This is a genomic window from Pseudoalteromonas sp. KAN5 (assembly GCF_022846535.1).
GTDB lineage: Bacteria > Pseudomonadota > Gammaproteobacteria > Enterobacterales > Alteromonadaceae > Pseudoalteromonas > Pseudoalteromonas haloplanktis.
This window is the reverse complement of record NZ_AP025589.1, coordinates 798,004-824,535: the sequence shown is the minus strand read 5'-3', so window position 1 is coordinate 824,535 and position 26,532 is coordinate 798,004. Positions and strand designations below refer to the sequence as shown.

Genomic DNA, 26,532 nt, shown 5'->3' with positions numbered 1-26,532 from the left:
GGAGTCAATAATGGGATTACTAGTCAAGGGTAACTGGCAAGACAAGTGGTACGACACCGACAAAAGCGATGGTGAGTTTAAACGCGAGTCAGCACAATTACGTAACTGGGTAACCGAAGATGGCAGCGCAGGCGCAACGGGAGAAGCTGGTTTTAAAGCTGAAAAAGGCCGATATCACTTGTATGTGTCATTAGCCTGCCCGTGGGCGCATCGCACCTTAATTTTTAGAAAGTTAAAAGGCCTTGAAGACTATATTGACGTGTCTGTAGTCAGCCCTGATATGCTCGATAACGGTTGGACATTTGATAAAAATAATCACAGCACAGGGGATGCGTTATTTGATAAGCAATTTATGCATCAAATTTACACGCAAAATAAAGCGGATTATTCTGGACGAGTTACCATACCGGTACTTTGGGATAAGCAGCAAAATAAAATTGTGAGCAATGAATCAGCAGAAATCATTCGCATGTTTAATAGCGCGTTTAATCATTTAACAGGCAATGAACTCGACTTTTACCCCGCTCACTTGCAGCCTCAAATTGATGAAATAAATGAGCTGGTATACAACAACATTAATAATGGCGTATACCGTACCGGCTTTGCAACCACGCAAAAAGCCTATGAAGAGGCATTTAATGACTTGTTCAGCGCGCTGGATAAAGTAGAAAGTATTTTACTCAAGCAGCGTTACTTAGTGGCTGACACATTAACTGAAGCAGATTGGCGACTGTTTACCACCTTGATCCGCTTTGATAGCGTGTATGTTGGGCATTTTAAATGTAACCTGCGTACCATCGAAAGTTACCCTGCACTCAGTGAATATTTGCGTGAGCTTTATCAAGTCGCAGGAGTAAAAGAAACGGTTGATTTTTATCATATTAAACGGCACTACTATTTTAGCCATACCATGATAAACCCAACCCAAGTAGTGCCTAAAGGTCCCAATATAGATTTTTCGCGCCAACATAAGCGCGGCTAACTTAACCCATAAAATTAACCCCTGTAAAATGGCAGGGGTTAATCAAACGTGTTGTTTTTAAAACAACTCACCATTGTATTTCATTGATAATAAAGCCAAAATAACTTTGCTCTCCGACCAGGTTTACTCTTTTGTTCTTGAGCGTTAATAATTCGGCTTTATCTAAATACCATCGTACTGAATATGTTTCTTCATTTGCTAAATCGGCAAACCTGAGCTTTACACAATGCGCCTCATAGTCACTACTACATGTTGTTGCCTCTACTAATAAATATTCTTGCGACCAATACTCTGCTAAACGGTACTGTGCCCACAACTGTATTGGGATATTAATAAACGTCCAAAAATAGAAGTAAATAAATACTGGCGAAAAAAGCAGCGTAAAATACTTAACTAAGCGCCCCTGAGCAATAAAATGCGCATCTAGGCTTTTTTTCACTTCAGAAAAGTTTTTAAAACGACTAAAAAAGTAACCAAGCGTCAGCACTGTAAGCGAGGGCAAAACCCACTTAAGAATAAAATTATAATTAGCGTTAGGAATAAATGCGGGATCAACACTTTCATACCAGATAAAAAAACCTAAGGGCAAAAAACAGGTGAGCAATAGTATTAAAATAATCCAAAAAGGCTGAGGCTTTGCCATAGAAATTTAAAATCCTTATAAATTATGACCTGATGTGGTGTAAATAGTGTTTAATATACAATCTGGTGCAGTGTAATTTGAGTAAAACTTACCTCATTCAAACCATTAAAGCTAAATTCTCTATAAAAGGTTTATTTTCTTCATCGATGATTTGAACGATCTCTTTGTGTAAGCGTTTTTTATGCTCGGCAAAAATAGCGCGCTTTTTATCGAACGTCGCGGCAAACGCCATTGCATCGGTAAATAAGCTGTGATGATCTGCTGAGGCTTTTTCAATAACATGATCGGTTGCAAGTTCAGTCCCTGTAACGCGTCGACCGGTTAACTTCATTTCATTAAAACGGTAATAAGGAATGGCTTTTTTTACAAAGGCGATCATACCCGGTAAAAATGGAATTGATAAATCCACTTCAGGAAAGCAAAAGAAACCACGATCGCCGCGCATAAATCTAAAGTCACACGCGCACGCTAAAATAGCGCCATTACCAAACGCATGGCCATTAATCGCTGCTATTACTGGCATAGGAAACAGTAATAAGGTTTTAAATACATCGTCCATGTCATACATAAAAGTGCGTATTTCATCGGCTTTTTTAGCTTTCATCGCAGGTACCAACCACTCGGTATCAATGCCTAAGCTCCAGCATTTTTCATCACTTGAGGTGATCACTAAGGCTTTATGGTATTGATCTGCAACAACCTCTACCAGTGTTTGCTTTAATTGCTTTGCAAACTGTGGGTTATGGCGATTCTCACCGTTTGTGAGGGTTAACACAGCAACTGTATCATGAGTGGTTAATGTCATCATCGTCAAACGCCCGCCTATAATTATCGATTATCACGTTACTGCCATAGTTACAACGCAGTAAACACAGTAATACATAATGCCATGCTTAATATAGATGTTGTAGCTTCGTTTTTTAATTATTCCCTACTCGGTCTTTTTCGCAATAACGACCTAAAACGTGTTATAACAAAGGCGCTTATTAAATAGAGTGTAGTGCAACCAATGGGGAAAATATGAACAAAACCGCAATTGTTATTGGCGCAACAGGCTTAGTCGGCAGTCAATTAGTTAAGCAGCTTGTAGAGCATGTACATATCAGCCAAGTCATTACGCTCACTCGCCGCCCAGCCCCATGCAAAAATAAAAAAGTAACGAACCATGTGGTTGACTTTGACCATTTAGCCCAGCACGCACTATTATTTAAAGGCGATGTATTATTTTCATGTTTGGGCACCACAAAAAAAACCGCGGGCTCTATTACTGCGCAGCGTAAGGTTGATTTTGACTACCAATTTCAAGTTGCTGAACTCGCGGTAAATATGGGTGTTACGCATTACTTATTGGTGTCATCCAGTGGTGCAAATGCACACAGTAGTAACGCATATTTGAAAATGAAAGGTGAGCTTGAAAATGCAGTGAAGAAACTACCGTTCAAACGCATCAGCATTATTCAACCTTCTTTGTTACTTGGCCAACGCGATGGTGATTTTCGTATCGGTGAAAAAATAGGGAGTGTACTTTTACCCGTTTTGTCTATGCTGCCAGGACTTAAAAAGTTTAAGCCGATTACGGGCGAACAAGTCGCTGTAAAGATGTGTAACGTATGCACACAAGAAGGTGTGGGGGTTGAATATTTCACATTAAATGAGTTGTTTGAGAGTTAAACTGACACATGCGTATTTAAATACAAAACTTAGCGTAAAAAATCGATAAAAAAAGCCAGCAAACGCTGGCTTTTAAATAATACGATTTACTTACCAAACTCGGTTGGTGCCGGTGGCACAACCAACGGTTTTTTCGGATTTGCTTTAAGCTCTTTTAACAGCTCTTCAACGGCACGTTCAACCGACGGATCTTGCCCCGCTTGAATAAGCTCTGGACGGTCTATCACTTCGATATCTGGGCTTACACCTTCGTTTTCGATGATCCAGTTACCGTCGTTGTCGAGTATTCTAAAGGTGGCAGCAATCACTGAGCCACCATCAACTAGGCTTGGATTACCAGAGATACCAATTAAGCCACCCCAAGTACGGGTACCAATGAGTTTACCTAAGCCCGCTTGGCGGAAATAATACGGCAATGCGTCACCACCTGAACTTGAATAACCATTGATCAGCATGGCTTTTGGTCCATCATGGGCAAACTGCGGAGTTTTAGTAGGTTCAACACCACGACGCTTCCAATAGTTAAGCGGCTTACGCGCAAGCCAAGTGATCATATGCTCAGGAATAAACCCACCGCCGTTGTAACGATCATCAATGATCATTGCTTCTTTTGTTGTTTGCGGTAAAAAGTTTTTAAACAATGCACGGTTACCTTCGTAATGTGTATTAGGTAAGTGAACATACCCTATGCGCCCATCAGAAAGTTTATCTACATACTCAGCACGGCTTTGCGTCCACTGTAAGTAACGTAAACCAGTTTCACTGGCAATCGGTTTAACAGACACTTTCCAGCTGTTTTTAACACTTGGCGATTTACTCAGTAATAACTCAACCGGTTTGCCTTGGGTGTTTTCAAGTAACTCATAAAAGTTAATCACGTCTTTTACTGAGCGACCATTCACCGCAATAATATAGTCGCCTACGCTTGCGTTAACGCCCGTTTCGTTTAGTGGTGAACGGAAGTTTTCGTGCCAGTTCTCACCTTTAAAGATGTTCTCAATTTTTACATAACCAGATTTATGCGCGCTAATTTCAGCACCAAGTAAACCATGTTGCAAACGTTCAGAACGCGGCATATCACCAGAATTTACATAGATATGTCCTGAGTTAATCTCACCGGCGATTTCACTTAACACGTAATCGAGATCAGCGCGATGTGCGATTGCATCGGCCATCGGCTGATAACGTTTTAAAATCGCATCCCAATCTTGACCATGATGATTTTCGTCATAAAACCAATCACGCAGAGTACGCCAGCCTTCACGGTACATTTGTGCCCACTCGGTTTGCGGGTCAATTTTTAGCATCATGTCATTAAGGTTCAGTTGCGTGGCTTTTAAATCTTGTTTTGCAGCAGGCTTAATAACACTGTAGTTATCGCCAGCACGGGCAATGATATGCTCGCTATTGGCTGATACTTTATAGCGACTAACACCACCAGCAACAGTGACTATCTCACCATCCACAGCACTGGGGATAAGCTTGAGTTCACCGCCTGATAAAGTTAATACCCCATCTTTAACACCGCTCAATGCACCGTAGTTGCCAGCGGGTGCATTGAGGGCCACCGCACGCTGCATAAAACCTTTGCTATCAATACGATTGCTTGGCGCTTTAGACGAGGTATCATCGTCATCTTCCTTATTATCAACAATGCTGATTTCATCGGTCAAAGGGCTATTCAGCGGTTTGATTTTATTGTTTACCGCCACCGCGTAAATGCGTGTGGCATTATTAAACATATAGTCAAATTCATAACTACTAAACGTTAAATTAAAATCACGCTCAGAGGTAAAATACAATTGTTGGCCATCTGGCGAAAACGTTGGATTTCTCTCACTGCTCATCTCGTCAGTCAAACGCGTTAAATCTTGTTCTTTGATATTGTAATGCCAAAGTGACGCATAACGGTTTTCGTTGTTTTTAACAAACACAATATCTTCACTATTTGGTGACCAAATATACGTGGTTAAGCCATCTTCTTCATACTTTGCGGTATCAATTTTATGTTGCTTGCCCGTTTTTATATCAAGCCACCAAAGCGTATGGTTTTGATCAGCAAACAAGAGCTTTTTATTATCCGGCGACCAAACTGGGTCAAAACGCCAAATAGTGCCATTACTCGTTAGCTGTTTAACCTGATTGTTGTTGGCGCGGTCTTGTAAGTAAATCTCGTATTCACCGCTTTCATCACTCATATAGGCGACATAACGGCCATTCGGTGACCACGATGCAGCAATTTCTCGCCCTTTTGGCGTGTAACTGAGATTACGGGTTGGACCATGTTTAACAGGCACTGAAAACAACTCACCACGAGCACTAAATAACACGCGTTTACCATCGTGGGATATATCCATTGAATCAATAAAACCAGCTACATTTTTGCTGTATGGCATAGTGTATTCACGGTTACCCTGCACATTGATAGTCAGTTTTTGTGTCTGTCCAGAGGCGTCATCAAAGCGATATAAATAACCACCATTTTCATAGACGACAGCATCAGGCCCAGCTGATGGCCAAAGTACATCAAACTCACTGTGATTAGTGACTTTTACAGGCGCTTTGCCGTCTTGGTGCTTATATAAGTTTAGGGTATAGTCTTTATCAGAAACATAGTAAATGTTGTCATGCACCCAGGTCGGTTGCTGCTCAGTTGCAGGATCATTGGTTAGTTGCTTTGACGTATTATTTTCTAAGTTATAAATCCATACGTCTTGCGCGCGACCACCGCGGCTGCGTTTCCAAGTACGAAACTCGCGATCAATGGGGGTATATAAATACTGTTTACCATCAGGCGATAACATACCACCACCCGTTTCAGGGATTGCTAATGGCTGCTCCAACCCGCCATCAGCAGGCACCATATAAGGGCGGCCAACGCGTTTACCATAGGGCGTACGATTAGCTCTAAATACAATATGCTTGCCGTCAGGCGTCCAATCAAGCACACGATAATCGAATCCACCACGTGGTGGCATCACCCCCACATCATTATAATAAGTTAACTGTTTCAACTGTGAGCCGTCACGGTTCATCACATACACTTGGCGGCTGCCATTATATTGCGCTGAAAAAGCTATTTTACTGCCATCAGGGGAAAACTTAGGAAAGGTTTCAAAACCAATATGATCAGTTAAGCGTGTGCTTTCGCCCGTTTTTATATTAGCGATGTAAATATCACCTGCATAAACAAAGGTGACTGATTCTTTATGAATATCCGGGAAACGCAATAAGCGCGTATCGTGCGTTTCATAGGCGAGCGCAACTGATGAGATTGCAGGCGTAACTGCAACAGCGAGTGCTGTTAGTAAAGTACGTAATTTCAACGAGACCATCCTTTTATGCCCAACTATTGAGCGGTTGTTATTTTATATCATCATAACAACTTAAGGATGGATTGCAGCTTTGTGCGATAAATTACTGTAACAGAGTGTAAATAACGTTCATAAGCAATGACCGCTAGCCGCTATATTTCGCCTACTTTAGGTAGCTGCCTTTTATCAATGACTGTAAATGTTGTTAGATCAATAAGCATTGAAAACACTTCAGCATTGTAGCTGTACACCATAAACAAATTGCTTTGTTCATTAAGCTCGTACTCAAAAATAATATCGTACTCTGTGAGAATTTCGCTATAGCTAGCGCCATCTATTTTACTTAAGGCAAAGATACTATTATCTTCATCGCTTAAAAGACCATCGTTATTAGTATCATTTTTGATAATTTGATAGGCAATAGCCAGCGCTTTTGATTTCGGATTATATTCAGATAAATACAATGGAAAAATATCTGTGATCAGTTGCTCTGTGGAACTAAAAAGCCAATTGGCATAATTTGTTTTACCATTGATAAACATCACATTTTTTGAGCGTGTTGGCTTGTGTTTATAATAAGAGGAACCACTAAAATTTTCTACAACTTGCCCTAACCCATGCTCAGTATCGGCTTCAACCGTTAATTTTTCAGACTCAAGCTCAATATAATAAAAGTCCGTTTTTCCTACTCTTTGCGGATAGCCCAAACGCCACTTTTCCTCTTCGTTCTTGTCATCAGCTAAATTTAATGTAGGTGGCTCAACGTAGTTATCACTAAATATCGTTTCAACAAGTTGAACTGAAATTAATGCAGTAGCAATTAAAACCCCGACTAATAAAATAATTCCATTTAAGTTCCATACCCATTTAAAAAAAATATCTGATTTCATGCTTTTCCCTAGTTTTTAAAAGTGATCAATTTATCTGACCATACATAGTATTAAGGTTATTCATAACACAAAGCGTCTAAACATATCACCTTACGAGTAAAAGGCGATGGTAAAACACACCAATTACGCTTAAGAACGAGTCAATATTTAGATGGCCCAACGTTTACCAACAATTAAAGCAACAGCTGCAGATTAAAGTTTATATTCTTCGTTATCTCGCTTTTTAATCTCCATGATTACCATATTTATCATTTGCTGCTTAACTTCTGCTTGCTTAGATTGCAGTTCATTAAGCTGCTGCAGCAAAATATCAATTTGTTTTTGCTGTTGAGAGTTACGATACCGTTTAACGCCACCGTGCTCAGGCTGCATCGTTAAGCTTTGGCTTTTATTATTGCTTTGAGTGTCTAGGCTGTGGCTGTTAAGCTGTAAATGGCGTTGAATGGGGTCTTGATTGAGTTTACTAATTTGCTCTTGCAGCACATTAATCTTTTGCTTTAAATCATCGTATACTTTTTCTAAGTTCTCATACTGGCCCGCAAAGCTGGCATCTTCATCGCTGTATTGTTGTGCTTTGGCATCTAAAAACTCAGATAAAACATACTCAGGTTCATCACCTTCAGGTTTGTGTTCCAACCCCTTATTACTATTCGTTTGAAAATCCTCGGCTTTAGGCAAGTTTATTACGGGTGATATCTTCATTATTTCATCCTGAAATGGTCTTAATAAAGGTATCGGCCACAAGCTATATAACTTAACTATAACCCAGTATAGAAACCAACTAAGTAGCGCCATGATGATTTTGGCGAAAATAAGATTATTAAAATATTCTTTTCGTTCTACTAAACCTATTTGGTGTAGGTCGCTCTGTTTTATTTCTGTGCAAAGTTGTTGATAGCGCAAAGGAAAGTTTTCTTGATCAATAGTTTATTGCGCTTCAAGTAATTCTTGCAGCGTATAATTTTTATAATTAGGCTCAGTCATCACATATTGCCGTCTAGATACGCTTATGACTCGATCTTAATCAGCTCTACTTCAAATATAAGTAGTGATGCGGGTGGAATACTGCCAACACGCTTTTCACCATAGGCAAGTTGATGGGGCACGTAAAAAGTGTATTTATCACCTTCGTTCATTAATTGTAAGCCTTCGGTCCAGCCTTTAATAACCTGATGCAAACCAAAGCTTATGGGGCTGTTACGTTCCACTGAACTGTCAAACACTGAGCCATCAAGTAAAGTGCCGTGGTAATGTACGTTTACCATGCTGGTTGGGCTCGGTTTTGCTTCATTACCACTGCGCTGCACAATTTTATATTGCAGGCCTGAGGCAGTTTCAACGACGCCCTCCACCTTACTATTAGCCACTAAAAAGTCGGCCTCTATTTGCGCATTTTCAAGTGCTTGTTGCTTTGCTTTTTTACTACTTTGAAAAATTAAAAAGCATAAAATGGCGATAATCACCGCCAACATAATGTTGATCATAACTATTCTTTCTCGTGTTCTTTTTCATCGTTATCGCCATTAACGATATCAGCAATTTCACTTAATCGTGCCAAAGCAATACCATTGACTGAATTGTCTGGGTATTGTCCGTCTTTAAGCTCACCAGCGGGAATATCCATTAATAAGTTAAGTGCTTGGTCAACAGTTTCAACGGCATAGATATGAAACTTGCCCAACTCTACCGCATTAAGAATTTCATCATCTAGCACTAAGTTGACTTGATTCGACTTAGGAATGATGACACCTTGCTCAGACGTTAAACCACGCATTTTACACAGCTTAAAAAAGCCTTCTATTTTCTCATTTACGCCACCAATGGCTTGCACATCACCATGTTGGTTAATTGATCCAGTCAATGCGATCGATTGGCTAATAGGCAGGCTGGTGATTGCGGAGATCAATGCACAAAGCTCCGCGAGCGATGCGCTATCGCCATCAATGTAACCATAGCTTTGTTCAATAGCGATATTGGCGCTGAGCGTTAAACTAAACTGCTGGGCGTATTTATTGCCTAAGTATCCCGTCAATAGCATCACGCCTTTTGAGTGAATCGCTTTGCCAAGTTCAGCTTCGCGCTCAACATCTATAACCCCATCAGCGCCTGCATATACAGTGGCAGTTATACGCGCAGGTGTACCAAAAGAAGTATCACCTATGTGCAACACAGTTAAACCATTTACCTTACCTACCGCATGACCGTCGGTGGCAATTAATGTGTGCCCTTCTTTAATATCGCTGAGCATGTTTTCACTTATTTGCCCGGTGCGATATTGTTTACCTTCAATAGCTTCATCAATGTGATGTGCATCAATAAGGCTAAGATTATCTTGCTTGGTATAAAAACTGGCTTCTGCGACTAGCTCCAATACATCGGCAAAACGAGCCGATAACTTATTATGATGCTCTGCTTGGCGATAACTAAACTTAAGTAAACGCGCCATTGCTGATTCCGTTAAGCTACACTTTAGCGTCCCTTCACAATACTCAAGCACTTTAGTAATAAATTGATACTGCAATTTATCGCTACTTGGTAGGTAATAATCAAAGTCTGCCAGCACTCTAAATAGCTCCGCAAACTCTTCATCGTATTCACCTATGGTGTAATAAAGCTCCCGCGAACCCAATAAAATAATTTTAACATCCAATGGAATTAGCTGCGGGCGCAAAGTGAAGCTACTGCCCACTGCACTGTCTTGATAGGGTAAGTCATTTTTAATTTGATGGGTTTTAAGTGATAGCTTTAAACCATCCCATACTTGTGGATTGGCCATCACCTTTTCAGCATCCATAATTAAATAACCACCATTCGCACGGTGCAGTGCACCTGGCTGAATTGAACGATAACTGGTGATCAACGAGCCTTGTGAGGTCGCATACTCAATTTTGCCAAAAATATTACCAAAGGTTGGATTTGGTTCATACACGACCGGCGCTGCATCGCCTTCTTTAAACTCCACCAAAATATTAGGCGCAAAAAAGTCTGTTAACATGCCTTTGCGGTCAAAGTCTTCTTTGTTTTCATCGCTTACATCTTCGTCGTCAAGCCACTCAAGCACTGCGTCGATAATTTCTACGCGAATATCTTTTAAATAACGTAGCACGCCGATGTGAGCGGCATATTTATGTTCAAGATCTTTAAGTAAGGGTTTGGTGGCAAGTTCAGCTGTCGATTTTTTTAAATTACGCAGTTTTTCAGATGATTCGCGCTTCCAACGTGGTAGCTCAATAAGCGCTTCAATTAACGCATCTTCGAGCTTTTCGATAACTTCATAAAATTGTTCACGTAATTCATCATCAAGCTCAGCAAATTCAGCATCACTTAACTGTTTGCCATCAATAAGCGGGGCAAAACCCACCACACTTTTTTCTTCTATTAGGGCAACGCTTTGTTCCAAAGCTGCTATTTCAACTTCAGTAATTGCACTATCGTAGGCGTCGTTGAATTCACGATCGATTTTTTCTTTTTACGCTGATAAGCTGGGTTATCGAATGCCGCTGGAAAGGTGTCGAGTACTTCGTCAATAAATGAGTCAATGTCATCGGCAAGTTGTTTGCTTTGACCTGCTTGCATAAATAACGCAATAGGCTCACGGTGGTCATCATAATTATTGACATATAACCATTCGTTTGGTGTCGGACGCCCTTTGCTGTGCGCTTCAAGCTTATCTTTTACTAATGTAAAACGACCATGAGCGGCTTCGCCCATTACATATACGTTGTAACCAGGTAGTTCCATTCCCAGTGAAAAATCAAGTGCGCTTTGCGCACGTTGTTGACCAATAAAAGTCAAGGTTTCTGGATATGGATTGCTCATGCACGTTTGCACATGATTAAGTGAAATTGTCGGCGCAAGGGCCGACACAGGTAATGGCAGCAATTTTTTCGTCATTCTAACTTCTTTTTATACCAACATATTCGTTGATTTTAGGGTGGTGTCAGTACACATAAAAGCACTGCTCACTAAGCATTTAAGGTTGTAGTGCCTTGCGGCTAAAGTAAATACCATCACATTCAGGACAAGCTGTAATTTGCGTTGCATGGTAAATATCATAACTATGTTGGCAATTCTTACATACTAATGTGCCCATGGCTATCCATTCACCTTGGTGATAGACCCCATTGTGCTTAAAATCTTGATCTAATGCGCGCCACTCCAGCTGAGTTTTGTCTTCAATATGAGATAATTCAAACCACAAAGACTCTTTAAGTTCTTGCCACGCAAGAGAATCATAGTGTTGATCATGTTCTTGAATATGGTCAATATCACGCTTTAAATATTCTCGGTATAAAGTGAGTTTTTGTTGCCCTAAATCTTTGAGCGCTTGTTCGGATTCAATGAACTTGTCCATTGCATCTTTCAGCTCGTGCTCTTTTACATCTTTTAACCACGTACTCAAGTCTGTTAACCACGTTTTATAATCAGCCATTGTGTGCTCCTAGAAAAATGATGAAAAATCAACACTCAGATTAGATAAGTATAGGTTAACCTGCCCTGAAAACTAATTTAGTTGCGAATTTATAAAAAGCGCCAATTTGGCGCTGTGAATAGCGCTTTTTTTGGGGTATCCTATCGACAATTTTTTATTAGTTTGCAAGAAGTCTGGAATCGTAGATGCAAGAGCAATATAACCCACAAGACATAGAGTCAAAAGTCCAAGCCTACTGGGAAGAAAACCAAGTATTTAAAGCCACTGAAGATGAAAGCAAAGAAAAGTATTATTGCCTTTCTATGTTCCCTTACCCAAGTGGCCGACTCCACATGGGTCATGTGCGTAACTACACAATTGGTGATGTTGTTTCTCGCTTCCAACGCTTGCAAGGCAAAAACGTTATGCAACCTATGGGTTGGGATGCGTTTGGGTTACCTGCTGAAAATGCGGCTATTAAAAACAAAACAGCCCCAGCAAAATGGACCTACGAAAACATTGATTACATGCGTACCCAACTTAAGCAATTAGGTTTTGGTTATGACTGGGATCGTGAAATCGCGACCTGCCACCCTGACTATTACAAATGGGAACAATGGTTTTTCACTAAGCTGTACGAAAAAGGCTTAGTATACAAAAAGATGTCAACGGTAAACTGGGATCCAGTGGATCAAACTGTACTTGCGAATGAGCAAGTGATTGATGGCCGCGGTTGGCGCTCAGGCGCAGTCGTTGAGCAAAAAGAAATCCCACAGTGGTTTATTAAAATTACTGACTATGCGCAAGAGTTACTGGACGACTTAGACAAGCTAGAAGATTGGCCTGAGCAAGTTAAAACTATGCAACGTAACTGGATTGGCCGCTCAGAAGGGCTAGATATCGAGTTTACCCGTACAGATAACAACGAAAAGTTTAGCGTATATACAACTCGCCCTGATACTTTCATGGGAGTTACATACCTCGCTGTTGCCGGTGCCCACCCAATTGCACAAGAAGCGGCTAAAAATAGCGATGCAGTAGCACGCTTTGTTGAAGAATGTAAAAACACCAAAGTTGCCGAAGCAGACATGGCAACCATGGAGAAAAAAGGCATTGCAACGGGCTTTTTTGCAACTCACCCATTAACCGGTGAGCAAGTGCCTATTTGGGTTGCTAACTTTGTATTGATGCATTACGGCTCAGGCGCTGTAATGGCAGTACCTGCACACGACCAACGTGACTACGAATTTGCAAGCGCTTATGGTTTAGATATCAAACAGGTAATTGCACCTGCTGCAGGCTCTGAGCTTGAAGTTAACTTAAAAGAAGAAGCATTCACTGAAAAAGGCGTGTTAGTTAATTCAGGTGAATTTGATGGCCTTGATTTTGACAGCGCGTTTAACGCTGTTGCCGATAAACTTGAAGCCCTTGGCGTGGGTGAGCGTAAAGTAAACTTCCGCCTACGTGACTGGGGTGTAAGCCGCCAGCGTTATTGGGGTTCGCCAATCCCTATGCTTAGCGACGAAAACGGTAACGAGCTTGCTGCAACTGAAGATATGCTGCCGGTACGCTTACCAGAAGACGTAGTAATGAACGGTGTTACCTCACCAATCAAAGCAGATCCACAGTGGGCTAAAACAACAGTCAATGGCGCGCCTGCATTTCATGAAACAGATACCTTTGATACCTTTATGGAATCTTCTTGGTATTACGCACGTTACTGTAGCCCTCGCCATGACGAGGGCATGCTTGACCCAGCGGCGGCAAACTACTGGTTACCAGTAAACCAATACATCGGTGGTATTGAACACGCAATCTTACACTTATTGTACTCACGTTTTTTCCACAAGTTATTACGTGATTTTGGTCTAGTAAACTCAGATGAGCCATTTGATCGCTTATTATGTCAAGGCATGGTATTAGCTGAAACTTTCTATCGTAAAGATGAGAAAGGCGGCGATGTGTGGATTTCACCAAGTGATGTTGAAACCGAAACCGACGAAAAAGGCCGTGTTACTAAAGCGTGGCATAAAACCGACGGCGAACCCGTATTCTCATCGGGTATGAGCAAAATGTCGAAGTCGAAAAATAACGGTATCGACCCGCAACAAGTTATTGCCCAGTACGGCGCGGATACGGTACGTTTATTTATGATGTTTACTGCACCACCGGAGCAAACGCTTGAATGGTCTGATTCAGGTGTTGAAGGCGCGCATCGTTTTATCAAACGTATTTGGAAATACGCTGTTGACGTCAATACTGTTGGTTTCCAAGCCCTTGATAAATCAGCTCTCAACAACAATCAAAAAGTTTTACGTCGTGAGTTGCACAAAGCGATTGCAAAAGTGACTGATGATATTGAACGCCGTCAAACATTTAATACTGCGATTGCTGCAATTATGGAAATCTCAAACAAATTGTTAAAAGCACCTTTAGCTGATAAACAAGATGTTGCGATTGCTAACGAAGCACTTGAAGCATTATTAATCATGCTTGCGCCAATCACTCCGCATTTGTCGCATCAATTGTGGCAAGAGCTTGGTAAAGAAGGGGACATTTTAGCTGCATCTTGGCCTGTTGTTGACGAATCAGCCCTTGTTGAAGATGAAAAGCTTATCATCGTGCAAGTTAACGGTAAACTGCGTGCTAAATTGACCGTACCAGCCGATGCCACTAAAGAACAAGTAGAAGCTCAAGCTTTTGCTGAGCCTAACGTGTCTAAATTCACTGATGGCGTTACTATCCGCAAAGTAATTTACGTACCAGGTAAACTACTTAACGTGGTTGCTAACTAATTATGGCTGCTATTCATGCCATTAAAAACGGACTAGTCTTAGCGCTAGTCTGTTTTTTGTTATCAAGCTGTGGCTTTCATCTTAAAAAAGCATCAAGCCTACCGGATGATTTAACCACCCTCACATTAAGCGGTGATGATGAAAAATCAGCGTTATTCGCGATGCTTGAAAAAGAGCTGACATTGAGCAAAGTTGAGTTACTCAGCACGCCTAAAAAAGACGTAGCGCAACTGTATTTATTTAAAGACCGTTTAGAACGTCAAACATTGTCATTATTTAAAAATGGCCAAGTTGCCGAGTACGAACTAGCTTACAGCGTACGTTATCTACTCAAGCGCCCAGGTAAAGATGCCATCGAACAGAGTTTTGAGCTGTATCGTAATTACCAAGACGACCCGGATAACGCACTTGCTAAAGCGAAGGAATTGGAGCTATTGCTTAATGAAATTCGTATGCAAGCCAGTCGTCGTATCACTCGAGAGCTGTCGCAACTGTAATGCGCTGTTATGCGAATCAATTACCGAATGAATTAAAAAAAGGCATGCAGCCCTTTTATTTAGTGTTTGGTGAAGAACCCTTTCAAGTTGCACAATGCGCCCAGCAAATTCGCCACACAGCTAAACAGCAAGGCTTTGATGAAGTTATTAAATTTACTTTAATGCCAGGCTTTGATTGGCAAGAGCTGATTGCACAATATCAAAGCATGTCATTATTCAGTGCTCGTACGTTAATAGAGCTGGATCTAAACTTTCAGAAACCAGGCACTGTTGGTAGTCAAACTTTTAAGCAGTTAGTTGAACTTAACAACCCTGATACCCTACTGATCATTACAGGTGCAAAAGCCAGCCAAGATATTCAACGCAGTGCCTGGTTTAAAGCGTTGGATAAATTCGGCATTTTTGTCCCCTGCTACCCACTCACTGGCAATCATTTAAGTCGTTGGTTAGACGAGCAATGCCAGCGCTTGCAGATCAATATGCAAAACGACGCAAAACGCACTTTAATAGAAGCGACTGAAGGTAATTTATTAGCCTGCTTTCAAGAACTTGAAAAACTGTCACTGTTGCATGGCACTGCGACGATTGATCAGCAACAAGTATTGCAAGGGTTATTAAATCAAGCCAAGTTTGATATTTTTGATCTAACCGATGCATTGCTGCAAGGTAATAGCCGCCAAGCAATTAAAGTACTGAATAAGCTGGCAGGTGATAACACCGAAGCTGTCAGTATTTTATGGGCTATTACTAAAGAAGCAAATTTGTTACTTACCTTGCAGTTAGGCTTACAACAAGGTGAACCGTTAGCAAGTTTATTTAAACAAAAAGCAATTTGGAAAAATCAACAAGGGCCAATTCAACAAGCACTTAGTCGTTTATCAATCGCAACCCTTGAGCAAATTACTCAGCTTTTGGCACAATTTGATGCCAGTTATAAGCAAGGTAATTTAGTTAAACCCTATCAAGCGCTAGCGCATATTTGTTTAGTTTTTTGCCAACCATTAGCGTTTCCTTTGCCTGCGCATCCACTCAACTAATTATTAGGCGTTTATGATGATTGCATTGTTTGGTGGTACTTTCGACCCCGTTCACTTAGGTCATATTAATATGGCCAAGCATTGTGTAAAACACTTTAACTTAGCAACCTTGTATTTTATGCCATGTGCAATCCCGGCCCATAAAGCGGCTCCAGGGATCAGTACGGCACATCGAATTGCAATGCTCAAGGCTGCTATTGCGCCATACCCTTATTTTCAACTCGACTTACGAGAATTAAATCGCACAGGCCCATCCTATTCATTATTAAGCTTGCAAGAGCTACGTGCGCAATACCCTCAACAACCAATCTTGTTCTTAATTGGTATGGACTCCTTTAATAGCTTAGATAAATGGTATCAGTGGCAAACAATTACCCAGCTATGCCATATAGTGGTTTTTCAACGTCCGGGGCTAAAATGCAGCGCTCATGGTGAATTAAAAGCCTACCAACAAGCCAGCGAATGCAGTGATAGCACCGAGCTCACAACACAACCGGGCGGCAAATTATACTTTTTAACGGGTGAAGAACTGGCCATTGCCTCAAGTGATATACGTGATGCAATAAAAAAAGGTATAAATTACAATGAACTTCTCCCTAAGGCAGTGGGTCAGTATATTCAACAACAGCAACTTTATCTAAGTGATGAATAAATACTGGTTGCGTGATAAAATAACAGCTATTCACTTTTTAATGAGATAACACCTTGGATACGAAACAACTACTTGCCTTTGCAATAGACAAAATCGACGATATGAAAGCACGTGACGTGGTTAATATAGACGTAACTGCAAGCTCAGACATTACCGACTACATGGTTGTATGCTCTGGCACATCAAAGCGTCATGTACTGTCAATTGCAGACCATTTAGCAAAAGAAGCTCGTCACGCAGGTCAAGAACCACTCGGTTACGAAGGCCAAACAGATGGTGAATGGGCACTGGTTGATTTAGGCGATGTAATCGTACACGTAATGCAAGATCACGCACGTAGCTATTACGACCTCGAAAAACTATGGAGCTAAGCTAAACGCTCACTAATTTTACTAGAGTTTGGATGTAACACGTGAAGATACAAATGATTGCCGTTGGTACCAAAATGCCAGCATGGGTAGAAGCGGGTTTTACTGAATATCAGCGCCGCTTTCCAAAAGATATGGCGTTGGAATTAATTGAAATACCCGCGGGTAAACGTGGCAAAAATGCAGATATTAAGCGAATACTGCATATTGAAGGTGAAAAAACCTTAGCCGCCATCCCGAAAGGCAATCGTATTGTTACACTTGAAGTAACAGGTAAAGCGCTTGATACTCACCAATTAGCAAAAGACATGGAAAAGTGGCAACTGGATGGCCGCGATGTGAGTTTGCTAATTGGCGGACCTGAAGGCTTAGCACCAGAGTGTATTGCAGCTTCAGAGCAAAAGTGGTCACTCTCAAATTTGACCCTGCCCCATCCATTGGTGCGTATTATTGTTGCAGAAAGTCTTTATAGAGGCTGGAGCTTAAACAATAACCACCCGTATCATCGCGAGTAGTCATCACGCATGCGAAAACACAGGCCCACGATTAGGGATCACTCTGCAGAGGCAAATCTATTTGCTCGCCGTGCTTTTGTGGGCTTTGTGTTTGTCACTATTTTAGTTGCGGTGTTATTGTCAAATTTATACACCATTCAAGTAGATGATCATCAAGACTACCAAACTCGCTCTAACGATAACCGCATTAAAGTTATTCCGATCGCACCTAATCGCGGTCTCATTTACGATCGTAATGGTGTATTACTCGCTGAAAATAAACCCGTCTATAATCTAGAGGTTATTCCTGAAGAAGTGGATGATCTTGATGCATCCCTGTCTGCCTTAACGCAATTTATTGATATTTCAGATCAGCAAAAAAGCGATTTTATAGACGATATCAAACATAACCGCCGTTTTAAAAGCCAGGTACTAAAAGCACGCTTAACAGAGCTTGAAGTGGCCCGTTTTTCGGTCAATCAGCATAAATTCCCAGGTTTTAGCATCGAAGCACGGTTAGCACGTTATTATCCGTATGCTGACACCCTAACCCATGCGTTAGGTTATGTTGCTAAACTCAATAAAAAAGAACTGGCTAAACTCGAGTCTGAAGATCAAGGCACTAACTACCGTGCCACCCATGATATTGGCAAACTGGGGATTGAAAAATACTATGAGCAATTGCTACATGGTCAAGTTGGCTCACAACGTGTTGAAGTAAATAACCGTGGCCGCGTAATTCGTACCTTAAGTATGACACCACCACAACCCGGCCACGATTTAGTGTTGACTTTAGATATCGGACTACAACAAATTGCACAACATGCCTTTAAAGATATGCGCGGCGCTGTGGTTGTCATGGATGCCAAAGACGGTGGCGTATTGGCGTTATATTCTAACCCAAGCTACGACCCCAATTTATTTGTTCATGGTATTAGCAGCAAAAATTACAAAGCGTTGTTAAATCCAGATAGACCACTGATCAATCGCACCACACAAGGGCGCTATGCTCCCGCATCTACGGTCAAACCTCACTTAGCTATCTTGGCACTTGAAGAGGGTTTAGTCACCGAGCATACCACTATTTGGGACCCCGGATTTTTTCAAATACCGAATGTGGACCATAAATGGCGAGATTGGAAACGCTGGGGCCATGGCCATGTTGATGTTTACAAGGCGATTGAAGAATCATGTGATACGTATTTTTATGATACGGCTTATCGTTTAGGTATCACTAAAATTAGTGACTTTATGGCGCAATTTGGTTTTGGTGATTTAACCGGTATCGATATTCATGAAGAAACCACCGCGATTCTCCCTTCAAAAGAATGGAAAGAAGCGCGATTTAAAGAGTCATGGTGGCGAGGAGATACAATTTCAGTCGGCATTGGACAAGGTTACTGGACAGCCACACCAATGCAAATTGCCAATGCACTCAATATTTTAGTAAATAAAGGGATTAACCGCCCTCCTCACTTAGTGCAAGTTGCTAAGCAAGAAAATCAGGTTGTACAAATTAATAATGAAGAAAAGCCACCAGTGATACTCAAGGATCCAAACCATTGGCAAATTGCCTTAGATGCGATGCATAATACAGTTACCAAAGTGACCGGTACTGCTCATAAAGCATTTAGAGGGGTAAGCTATGACCCTGCTGGTAAAACAGGCACTGCTCAATTAGTTAGTATTGCCCAAGGTGAGCGTTATGATGCAAAATCGCTAAAAGAGCGCCACCGTGACAATGCCATATATGTTGGATTTGCACCTTATAATGACCCACAAATTGTGGTGTCTATCGTTGTTGAAAATACCGGCGGTGGTAGTACCGTAGGTGCACCTATCGCCCGTCAGTTAATGGATTACTATTTCTCGGCTAATCCCATCAATATCGCTCAGAATGAGGCGCCATAATGCAGCTTGATGATAAACGTTCTATGTGGGATAAATTGCATCTAGATCTGCCATTATTACTGGCATTATTTACCTTAATGGCTGCCAGTTTGGCTATTGTCTACAGTGCCAGCGGCCAAGACAGCGCAATGATGATCCGCCATGCCACGCGTATGGCTGGCGCAATTATTGGCATGTTTGTGTTAGCACAGCTTTCACCTGCCACACTAAAGCGCTTAGTTTTCCCACTGTATTGTGCTGGTTTATTAATGCTTGTTGGTGTGTTAATTTTTGGTGTCAGTTCAAAAGGCGCCCAACGTTGGCTTGATTTAGGAGTTACCCGCTTTCAGCCATCTGAGCTCATGAAAATAGCCGTCCCCATGATGGTTGCTTGGTACATTGGCCGTAATCACTTACCGCCTAAAGCCGTGCATTTAGTTGTTGGTTTTGCCATAGTTATGATCCCAACATTGCTTATTAAAGAACAACCCGACTTAGGCACCTCAATATTGATTGCCAGCTCAGGTGTATTTGTGTTGTTCTTATCTGGGTTAAGTTGGCGGTTAATTGGTTTTTTAAGCGCCTTAGTGGCACTTGCTGCCTGGCCATTTTGGCACTACGGCATGCATGACTATCAAAAGCAACGCGTTTTAACCTTATTTAATCCTGAAAGTGACCCGCTTGGTTCTGGCTACCATATCATTCAATCAAAAATTGCCATTGGTTCAGGGGGGATTGAAGGGAAAGGCTGGTTACAAGGTACGCAGTCACAATTAGAGTTTTTACCTGAGCGCCACACTGACTTTATATTTTCAGTATTAAGTGAAGAGTTTGGTTTATTTGGGGTGTGCTTATTACTCTGTATGTACTTATTTATCGTTGGCCGTGGCTTGTATATTGCGGTTAATGCGCAAGATGCTTTTGGCAAGTTATTAGCCGGTGCCCTCACCCTCACTTTTTTTGTTTATGTGTTCGTAAATATAGGCATGGTATCAGGCCTGCTGCCTGTTGTTGGTGTACCCCTACCGCTTATAAGTTACGGCGGTACTTCGATGGTCACCTTAATGGCAGGATTTGGCATTATTATGTCTATCGCTACGGATAAAAGGATGTTACTGAAATAATGCACTCTTTAGTAAAGTTAATTACGCTCACTTTTTTCACCATTTTTTTAGCCGCATGCAGTAGCTCAGGTAGTAAAACCGATCATAGCAGCCGTTATAGTATGCGCCATGACGCTGCACCGTTGCGTGTACCAACCGAATTAGAAATGCAAGATGCCGTTGTAGTCCCCGTTACCAAAAGTGCTAGCGCAGGCCGTCCATACACCGTACTCGGTAAAAACTACACTCCAATGTTAGATGAAACTGGTTATAGTGAAGAAGGTATCGCATCTTGGTATGGCCGTAAGTTTCATGGTTATCATACCTCCAATGGTGAGGTGTACGATATGTTCGCGATGACCGCAGCGCATAAAACGCTCCCTTTACCTAGCTTTGTAAAAGTAACCAATACCAGTAACGGGAAATCTGTCATTGTCCGTGTCAATGACCGTGGTCCATTTCATGATGATCGTTTAATCGATTTATCCTACGCAGCTGCGTACAAACTGGGTTACTACCATCATGGTACAGCGAAGGTTAAGCTTGAGGCGGTTACTATGGCCGATTCAACTGCGCGCCAGAGTTACATCCAAGTGGCGGCAGGAAGTACCTTAAAGAATATTGAAGCACTGGCGTACACCCTAAGACAGCAATATCAATTACCCACGAATATCGTGGAAAAAGATGCAATTTATAGATTGCGCTTAGGACCAATTAAAGATGCTGAACAAGCACAGCAAGTACTTGAAAAATTAAAACTGGATCAATTTCAAAACGCGTTCTTGCTTTACAGTCAATAAGACTAATACCCAAACTCCCCCCAGTGAGTTAGTTTAAAAACGACACTCGCATCTCGGGGTCGTTTGGGTATAGAATGGAGTAACGCGAATCTTTAACTTTAACCATTAATGAGTATGATGAAATCTATTAAATACAAAATTCTCAACGGTGTGTGCGCCTTAGTATGCTCTGCTGCCGTTTTCTCAGCGACCGCCCAAATCATCCCAGCCCCTCCTCAAGTTAATGCAAAAGGTTATTTTCTTGTTGACTTTACAACAGGCAAAGTGATTGCCGAAGGCGAGCCTGATACCCGCCTTGCTCCAGCTAGTTTAACTAAAATGATGACCAGCTATGTGATCGGCACCGAGATCAAAGCAGGTAACATTGCACCAACTGATATGGTTACGGTAAGTGAAAAAGCGTGGGCTAAAAACTTCCCTGAATCATCAAAGATGTTTATCGAAGTCGGTAAGCAAATTAGTGTTGATGATCTAAATCATGGAATCATAGTGCAATCTGGCAATGATGCCTGTGTAGCTATGGCCGAACATATCGCTGGGAGCGAAAGCGCATTTGCGGATCTAATGAATGCACACGCTGATAAATTAGGTATGAGCAATACTCATTTTATTAACAGCCATGGTTTAGATACCGACGAGCATTTCACAACACCACGCGATATGGCAACGTTAGGCGCAGCGCTGATACGTGATGTACCAGATGAGTACGCCGTGTATGCAGAAAAATCATTTACTTTTAATGGTATTAAACAATACAACCGTAACTCACTATTATGGGATGAAAGCTTAAACGTTGACGGTATCAAAACAGGCCATACTTCAGAAGCAGGTTACAGCCTAGTTACCTCAGCGACTAAAGACGACATGCGTTTAATTGCTGTTGTTATGGGCACCTCGAGTGAGCGAGCTCGTAAAGTTGAAAGCAAAAAGTTACTTAACTATGGTTTCCGTTTCTTTGAAACAATTACACCATATAAAGCAGGCGACAGCTTTGCTGAGCAACGTATTTGGATGGGTAATAAAGAAAACGTATCTCTCGGTATTTTAGAGGATACACCAATTACTATTCCGCGTGGTCAGCGTAAAAATTTAAAAGCAGACTTCAAACTTGATAAAGTATTAGAAGCTCCGCTAGCTAAAGGCTCTACGGTAGGCACTTTATCGTTACAGTTAGAAGGCGAAGTTATTGCGCAGTATCCGCTAGTAACACTTGAAGAAGTTGAAGAAGGTAGCTTCTTTAGTAAAATTTATGATTACCTACGTTTACAAATAATGTAATACATAGTTAAAGAATATAAGCGCCTTGCACTGCAAGGCGTTTTTTTTTGCTTTAAAAATGGTAGAATGCGCCCCATATCTAACCGACAAATAATCTGAATAGCAATTACATTACTTATGTAAGCAATTATAGTGCAAAAAACGTCGCTTAGTGCAGCTAAGCATTGAGCTTATCGACTTGTTTTTACATCAAAAATTTACCGTGATTGGTGGTAATTTAAAGCACTCAAGCCAATGCGCTAATAATGCAATTGTTATTATGGTCGAGAGCAGATTAACAGAACGGTTTATTGTTTAGCTAAGTAAAACTAAACACACATTAAGTATGAGGAGTCAACGTCGTGGCTACACCGGTAAAAAATACTAAATTTGATGAATATTTAGAGTACCCTTGCCCATTTACATTTCGTGTAATGGGGTTGGCAAACGTCAACTTAACAGATCAAATTCTAACTAAGTTACAACCTATTGCACCTGGCGACTATGCTCCTAAAGTAAAACCCAGTAGTAAAGGTAATTACGAGTCAGTTAGCCTTGTAGTTACAGTAACCAGCGGCGCTCATATTGAAGAAATTTACAACGTTATCAGTGCGATTGATGACGTACGACACATGCTTTAAGCGCAAAGCGGAGTCAGCAGTGAGCGAAAACACCCTAATCGTCCGTCAACTAGGTAGACAGCGTTACATGCCAATATGGCAAAAAATGCAAAACTATACCGACGTACGTACTGAACATGATGCAGATGAAATTTGGCTCGTTGAACATGAGCCCGTATTCACGCAAGGCCAAGCCGGTAAAGATGAACATCTACTTGCGCCAGGCGACATAGAAGTGATCAAAGTTGATCGCGGTGGTCAAGTCACCTATCACGGACCAGGTCAGCAAATGATGTACGTTTTATTTAACTTACGTCGCTTAAAAATTGGCGTGCGAGAACTGGTCACTTGGCTTGAAGAGTGTATTATCGATACACTCAATGATTATGGCATTGCAGCCTACGCCAAAGCAGATGCACCAGGGGTGTATGTTAACGACAGCAAAATAGCATCATTAGGGCTTCGCGTTCGTCGCGGTTGTTCTTTTCATGGTCTAGCACTGAATGTAAACATGGATATGAGCCCATTTCTGCGCATTAACCCATGTGGTTATGCGGGCATGAATATGGTGCAAACAACCGACTTAAACGGCCCAGAGAACCTTGCACAAGCAGGTACTGGACTCGTAAAACACATGATAAAAAAACTTAATGCAACTGCCGTTAAGTATACTGAAGGGTTTGAAAACGAATGAATAAACCAGTCAAGATGGAACCAGGGGTAAAACTGCGTGACGCTGAAAAAATGGCGTTGATCCCAGTCAAAGTATTGCCGACTGAAAAAAACGAGATGTTGCGTAAGCCAGAATGGCTAAAAATTCGCTTACCTAAATCAACCGAACGTATCGACGGCATTAAACAAGCCATGCGTAAACATGGTTTGCATTCAGTGTGTGAAGAGGCTTCATGCCCTAACCTATCTGAATGCTTTAACCACGGTACTGCAACCTTTATGATTTTAGGCGCTATTTGTACGCGTCGTTGCCCATTTTGTGATGTTGCACACGGTCGCCCATTAAAACCTGACGCCGCGGAGCCTGAAAAACTCGCATTAACAATTAAAGATATGAAGCTAAGTTATGTAGTGATCACCTCTGTAGATCGAGATGATTTACGTGATGGCGGCGCACAACATTTTGCTGACTGTATTCGCGAAATTCGCAAACATAATCCAAAAATCACTATTGAGATTTTAGTACCCGATTTCCGTGGCCGTATGGACCGCGCACTAGAGATTTTAATTGAAACACCACCTGATGTTTTCAATCATAACCTTGAAACTGCCCCACGATTATACAAACTTGCCCGTCCAGGTGCTGACTACAAATGGTCATTAGAATTACTGCGTCGCTTTAAAGAAGCCCACCCAGAAGTGAAAACTAAATCTGGCTTAATGGTTGGTCTTGGTGAAGAAATTAGTGAAATCGAAGAAGTGTTACGTGATTTACGTGCACACAACGTCGACATGCTTACTGTAGGTCAATACCTACAACCTTCTAAGCACCACTTACCGGTCAAACGCTACGTGCCACCAGCTGAGTTTGACGCACTGAAAGAATACGCCGATGAAATTGGCTTCACTCATGCAGCATCAGGGCCATTTGTTCGTTCAAGCTACCACGCTGATCAACAAGCCGCAGGCAAAGAAGTAAAGTAACCACCTCGGTCACGATTGAAAAAGCCGTTAGTGATGCATAAGCAACTAACGGCTTTTTTATGCGATTGATGCGCCTTTTTATCGCAATACTGTTGGGTTATTAACTATTATAGCTTGCTAAAATGGTTAAATATTTAACTCGATACTCTAGGCCTTAAACGAGATCACTCAGCGGATAAAGTTCCTTTTTTAATCGAAAAATCAGCAAATCTTACTTGCTCTTCATCAGCGCGAAGGCTGTCTGTTTCAACTATTGAGCGATATATGCCCCATTTAGGCCGTGCAAAGTCTTTCTCGCTAAAGCCACGCCACATATCTATATTTTGTTCGTGAATATTAAATATCTCTTGTTTATCGCTTAAACGGGTTAATGTCATTGCAAACTGACCATTTTCACTAAAAGTTGCTTGCACAAACACCTCAACCCATTCATCTGTAATCAGTGACCAATCAGTTTCAATAAGATTTTTATCAAGCCCTGTGCTCTTCCCACTTTCATCAAAGCCGGCACTATAGCGTACTTGTAATTGATTACCTGTACTGTTTTTTTGAGCTCCAGAGAGAGTAATTATGGGTTGATCGTCATTACCATTGGTATTGTCGTTACTCTCGTTTCGTGCCTTTATTTGAAAGAAATGGCTAAATTTACTCGTGAGTTCAAGCTCACTACTTACTTTAAATTTCCAACTATATTGGAATGTTTCATCTTTATAAGCGAGCGTCGAATCTGGTGACTTATCATATGCTTTGATTTCGTTGCGTTGTCTATCACTTGGACCGCTATCTTTGTCTTGATCGTCATCACGATGCGCTAAAAAAACAAAATGACTTCCAACTGTCGTATCTGTATCTTCTATAATGTGTAACACACCTTGGTGGTTTCCTTCATACATATCAGGAGACTCAATAGAGCCTTTAGCAAATACATTCTCAATTAGAGTGTACGCATCGGCTCCTTGATCAACACCATCCGATTTTAATACAACCTCAGATATTGCAATAAACCCCATTAAAGCGTCTCTATCACCTCCTTCAATTGTAATTGTGATTTGTGCTGTTGTTCCATCAATAGCAGTTACCGTAACAACATCTTCTAATAACTGGCCTTTTGCTAAAGTAGAAATATCATGGTTATCAACATCCACAAAATATGACCAATTCCCCTCTTCATCAAGATTAAAAAAACCATAAGATGAAGGTGAATTGGTCTGAACATTAAAGAAATCTTCCCCAGACTGCACATCAGTAATATTTAACTTACCATTGATATTTAAAACTGTAGTGTTATTTAACTTTCCTATTTTTTCGCCACTTATAACTGCCGGATCTTGCTTAGCAATTGCAGTATCGGCTGTACTCTTAGTATCAGAACTACCACACCCAGCTAGAGCACTTGATAAAACAGACACATAAAACATAGTCCTTAGTTTGGAATTACAGTTAATCACAGGC

At 41.3% G+C, this 26,532-nt stretch carries 23 protein-coding genes and 1 pseudogene; 15 read left to right on the top strand and 9 right to left on the bottom strand.

What is annotated here, in order from left to right; all coding sequences use genetic code 11:
• Positions 1-10: 10 nt before the first annotated feature.
• Positions 11-982: a glutathione S-transferase family protein gene (locus KAN5_RS03575; RefSeq protein WP_244390508.1), complete on the top strand. Its 972-nt coding sequence runs from the start codon at positions 11-13 to the stop codon at positions 980-982.
• 67 nt (positions 983-1,049) lie between these two features.
• Here the strand turns inward: KAN5_RS03575 and KAN5_RS03570 are convergent, their stop codons facing one another.
• Positions 1,050-1,625: a hypothetical protein gene (locus tag KAN5_RS03570; RefSeq protein WP_138555284.1), complete on the bottom strand. Its 576-nt coding sequence runs from the start codon at positions 1,623-1,625 to the stop codon at positions 1,050-1,052.
• Between the two features lie 97 nt (positions 1,626-1,722).
• Positions 1,723-2,433, bottom strand: coding sequence for an enoyl-CoA hydratase/isomerase family protein (locus tag KAN5_RS03565; RefSeq protein ID WP_244390507.1), 711 nt, complete (start codon positions 2,431-2,433; stop codon positions 1,723-1,725).
• Between the two features lie 212 nt (positions 2,434-2,645).
• On the opposite strand from KAN5_RS03565, the gene KAN5_RS03560 reads away from it, so the two are divergent.
• The gene (locus KAN5_RS03560; RefSeq protein ID WP_016707570.1) at positions 2,646-3,296 is read left to right on the top strand and encodes an NAD(P)H-binding protein; all 651 of its coding nucleotides are present in this window, start codon (positions 2,646-2,648) and stop codon (positions 3,294-3,296) included.
• An 86-nt stretch (positions 3,297-3,382) separates the two neighbouring features.
• Here the strand turns inward: KAN5_RS03560 and KAN5_RS03555 are convergent, their stop codons facing one another.
• From KAN5_RS03555 to KAN5_RS03530, 6 genes and pseudogenes are all read right to left on the bottom strand, one after another.
• Positions 3,383-6,631: a S41 family peptidase gene (locus tag KAN5_RS03555; RefSeq protein WP_244390506.1), complete on the bottom strand. Its 3,249-nt coding sequence runs from the start codon at positions 6,629-6,631 to the stop codon at positions 3,383-3,385.
• A 131-nt stretch (positions 6,632-6,762) separates the two neighbouring features.
• Positions 6,763-7,500 carry a hypothetical protein gene (locus tag KAN5_RS03550; protein ID WP_244390505.1) on the bottom strand — a complete coding sequence of 246 codons (738 nt, stop codon included), beginning with the start codon at positions 7,498-7,500 and terminating at the stop codon, positions 6,763-6,765.
• A 192-nt stretch (positions 7,501-7,692) separates the two neighbouring features.
• A complete protein-coding gene (locus KAN5_RS03545) occupies positions 7,693-8,202 on the bottom strand; it encodes a hypothetical protein (protein ID WP_244390504.1) in 510 nt (169 codons plus the stop codon).
• 305 nt (positions 8,203-8,507) lie between these two features.
• Positions 8,508-8,984, bottom strand: coding sequence for an FKBP-type peptidyl-prolyl cis-trans isomerase (locus KAN5_RS03540; RefSeq protein ID WP_244390503.1), 477 nt, complete (start codon positions 8,982-8,984; stop codon positions 8,508-8,510).
• A gap of 2 nt (positions 8,985-8,986) precedes the next feature.
• Positions 8,987-11,394, bottom strand: a pseudogene (locus KAN5_RS03535) (ATP-binding protein).
• Between the two features lie 79 nt (positions 11,395-11,473).
• Complete coding sequence (locus KAN5_RS03530) at positions 11,474-11,932, bottom strand: zinc ribbon-containing protein (protein WP_016707575.1); 459 nt, start codon at positions 11,930-11,932, stop codon at positions 11,474-11,476.
• A 185-nt stretch (positions 11,933-12,117) separates the two neighbouring features.
• Between KAN5_RS03530 and leuS the strand changes: the two genes are divergently transcribed.
• From leuS to lipA, 13 genes are all read left to right on the top strand, one after another.
• Positions 12,118-14,706, top strand: coding sequence for a leucine--tRNA ligase (gene leuS / locus KAN5_RS03525; RefSeq protein ID WP_016707576.1), 2,589 nt, complete (start codon positions 12,118-12,120; stop codon positions 14,704-14,706).
• Between the two features lie 2 nt (positions 14,707-14,708).
• The gene (lptE, locus tag KAN5_RS03520; RefSeq protein WP_244390502.1) at positions 14,709-15,203 is read left to right on the top strand and encodes an LPS assembly lipoprotein LptE; all 495 of its coding nucleotides are present in this window, start codon (positions 14,709-14,711) and stop codon (positions 15,201-15,203) included.
• A complete protein-coding gene (gene holA, locus KAN5_RS03515) occupies positions 15,203-16,240 on the top strand; it encodes a DNA polymerase III subunit delta (RefSeq protein ID WP_244390501.1) in 1,038 nt (345 codons plus the stop codon). The genes lptE and holA overlap by 1 nt, the downstream gene beginning before the upstream one ends.
• Before the next feature lie 16 nt (positions 16,241-16,256).
• A complete protein-coding gene (gene nadD, locus KAN5_RS03510) occupies positions 16,257-16,892 on the top strand; it encodes a nicotinate-nucleotide adenylyltransferase (RefSeq protein WP_244390922.1) in 636 nt (211 codons plus the stop codon).
• A 53-nt stretch (positions 16,893-16,945) separates the two neighbouring features.
• Entirely contained in the window at positions 16,946-17,263 is a 318-nt protein-coding gene (gene rsfS, locus KAN5_RS03505; RefSeq protein ID WP_016707580.1) for a ribosome silencing factor, read from the top strand.
• 41 nt (positions 17,264-17,304) lie between these two features.
• Positions 17,305-17,775, top strand: a complete 471-nt coding sequence (gene rlmH, locus KAN5_RS03500; RefSeq protein ID WP_016707581.1) for a 23S rRNA (pseudouridine(1915)-N(3))-methyltransferase RlmH — start codon at positions 17,305-17,307, stop codon at positions 17,773-17,775.
• Positions 17,776-17,784: 9 nt separating this feature from the next.
• Positions 17,785-19,665 (top strand): penicillin-binding protein 2, encoded by a 1,881-nt coding sequence (mrdA, locus tag KAN5_RS03495; protein ID WP_244390500.1) that lies wholly within the window; start codon positions 17,785-17,787, stop codon positions 19,663-19,665.
• The gene (gene rodA / locus KAN5_RS03490) at positions 19,662-20,768 is read left to right on the top strand and encodes a rod shape-determining protein RodA (protein ID WP_085999740.1); all 1,107 of its coding nucleotides are present in this window, start codon (positions 19,662-19,664) and stop codon (positions 20,766-20,768) included. The genes mrdA and rodA overlap by 4 nt, the downstream gene beginning before the upstream one ends.
• Positions 20,768-21,547 carry a septal ring lytic transglycosylase RlpA family protein gene (locus KAN5_RS03485; protein ID WP_016707584.1) on the top strand — a complete coding sequence of 260 codons (780 nt, stop codon included), beginning with the start codon at positions 20,768-20,770 and terminating at the stop codon, positions 21,545-21,547. The genes rodA and KAN5_RS03485 overlap by 1 nt, the downstream gene beginning before the upstream one ends.
• A gap of 117 nt (positions 21,548-21,664) precedes the next feature.
• Positions 21,665-22,825: a serine hydrolase gene (locus KAN5_RS03480; protein ID WP_029216057.1), complete on the top strand. Its 1,161-nt coding sequence runs from the start codon at positions 21,665-21,667 to the stop codon at positions 22,823-22,825.
• Positions 22,826-23,166: 341 nt separating this feature from the next.
• The gene (gene ybeD / locus KAN5_RS03475) at positions 23,167-23,445 is read left to right on the top strand and encodes a DUF493 family protein YbeD (RefSeq protein WP_016707587.1); all 279 of its coding nucleotides are present in this window, start codon (positions 23,167-23,169) and stop codon (positions 23,443-23,445) included.
• 19 nt (positions 23,446-23,464) lie between these two features.
• Entirely contained in the window at positions 23,465-24,118 is a 654-nt protein-coding gene (gene lipB, locus KAN5_RS03470) for a lipoyl(octanoyl) transferase LipB (protein ID WP_029216058.1), read from the top strand.
• Positions 24,115-25,080, top strand: coding sequence for a lipoyl synthase (gene lipA, locus KAN5_RS03465; RefSeq protein ID WP_016707589.1), 966 nt, complete (start codon positions 24,115-24,117; stop codon positions 25,078-25,080). The genes lipB and lipA overlap by 4 nt, the downstream gene beginning before the upstream one ends.
• Positions 25,081-25,244: 164 nt before the next feature.
• On the opposite strand, the gene KAN5_RS03460 is transcribed toward lipA, so the two are convergent.
• Positions 25,245-26,498, bottom strand: coding sequence for a VCBS domain-containing protein (locus KAN5_RS03460; protein WP_244390499.1), 1,254 nt, complete (start codon positions 26,496-26,498; stop codon positions 25,245-25,247).
• Positions 26,499-26,532 lie beyond the last annotated feature (34 nt).

What these genes read in the sequence shown, in the direction of transcription:
- KAN5_RS03575 (WP_244390508.1), top strand. Translation starts at nt 11, where the DNA reads ATGGGATTACTAGTCAAGGGTAACTGGCAAGACAAGTGGTACGACACC.
- KAN5_RS03570 (WP_138555284.1), bottom strand. Translation starts at nt 1,625, where the DNA reads ATGGCAAAGCCTCAGCCTTTTTGGATTATTTTAATACTATTGCTCACC.
- KAN5_RS03565 (WP_244390507.1), bottom strand. Translation starts at nt 2,433, where the DNA reads ATGATGACATTAACCACTCATGATACAGTTGCTGTGTTAACCCTCACA.
- KAN5_RS03560 (WP_016707570.1), top strand. Translation starts at nt 2,646, where the DNA reads ATGAACAAAACCGCAATTGTTATTGGCGCAACAGGCTTAGTCGGCAGT.
- KAN5_RS03555 (WP_244390506.1), bottom strand. Translation starts at nt 6,631, where the DNA reads ATGGTCTCGTTGAAATTACGTACTTTACTAACAGCACTCGCTGTTGCA.
- KAN5_RS03550 (WP_244390505.1), bottom strand. Translation starts at nt 7,500, where the DNA reads ATGAAATCAGATATTTTTTTTAAATGGGTATGGAACTTAAATGGAATT.
- KAN5_RS03545 (WP_244390504.1), bottom strand. Translation starts at nt 8,202, where the DNA reads ATGAAGATATCACCCGTAATAAACTTGCCTAAAGCCGAGGATTTTCAA.
- KAN5_RS03540 (WP_244390503.1), bottom strand. Translation starts at nt 8,984, where the DNA reads ATGATCAACATTATGTTGGCGGTGATTATCGCCATTTTATGCTTTTTA.
- KAN5_RS03530 (WP_016707575.1), bottom strand. Translation starts at nt 11,932, where the DNA reads ATGGCTGATTATAAAACGTGGTTAACAGACTTGAGTACGTGGTTAAAA.
- leuS (WP_016707576.1), top strand. Translation starts at nt 12,118, where the DNA reads ATGCAAGAGCAATATAACCCACAAGACATAGAGTCAAAAGTCCAAGCC.
- lptE (WP_244390502.1), top strand. Translation starts at nt 14,709, where the DNA reads ATGGCTGCTATTCATGCCATTAAAAACGGACTAGTCTTAGCGCTAGTC.
- holA (WP_244390501.1), top strand. Translation starts at nt 15,203, where the DNA reads ATGCGCTGTTATGCGAATCAATTACCGAATGAATTAAAAAAAGGCATG.
- nadD (WP_244390922.1), top strand. Translation starts at nt 16,257, where the DNA reads ATGATTGCATTGTTTGGTGGTACTTTCGACCCCGTTCACTTAGGTCAT.
- mrdA (WP_244390500.1), top strand. Translation starts at nt 17,785, where the DNA reads ATGCGAAAACACAGGCCCACGATTAGGGATCACTCTGCAGAGGCAAAT.
- KAN5_RS03485 (WP_016707584.1), top strand. Translation starts at nt 20,768, where the DNA reads ATGCACTCTTTAGTAAAGTTAATTACGCTCACTTTTTTCACCATTTTT.
- KAN5_RS03480 (WP_029216057.1), top strand. Translation starts at nt 21,665, where the DNA reads ATGAAATCTATTAAATACAAAATTCTCAACGGTGTGTGCGCCTTAGTA.
- lipA (WP_016707589.1), top strand. Translation starts at nt 24,115, where the DNA reads ATGAATAAACCAGTCAAGATGGAACCAGGGGTAAAACTGCGTGACGCT.
- KAN5_RS03460 (WP_244390499.1), bottom strand. Translation starts at nt 26,498, where the DNA reads ATGTTTTATGTGTCTGTTTTATCAAGTGCTCTAGCTGGGTGTGGTAGT.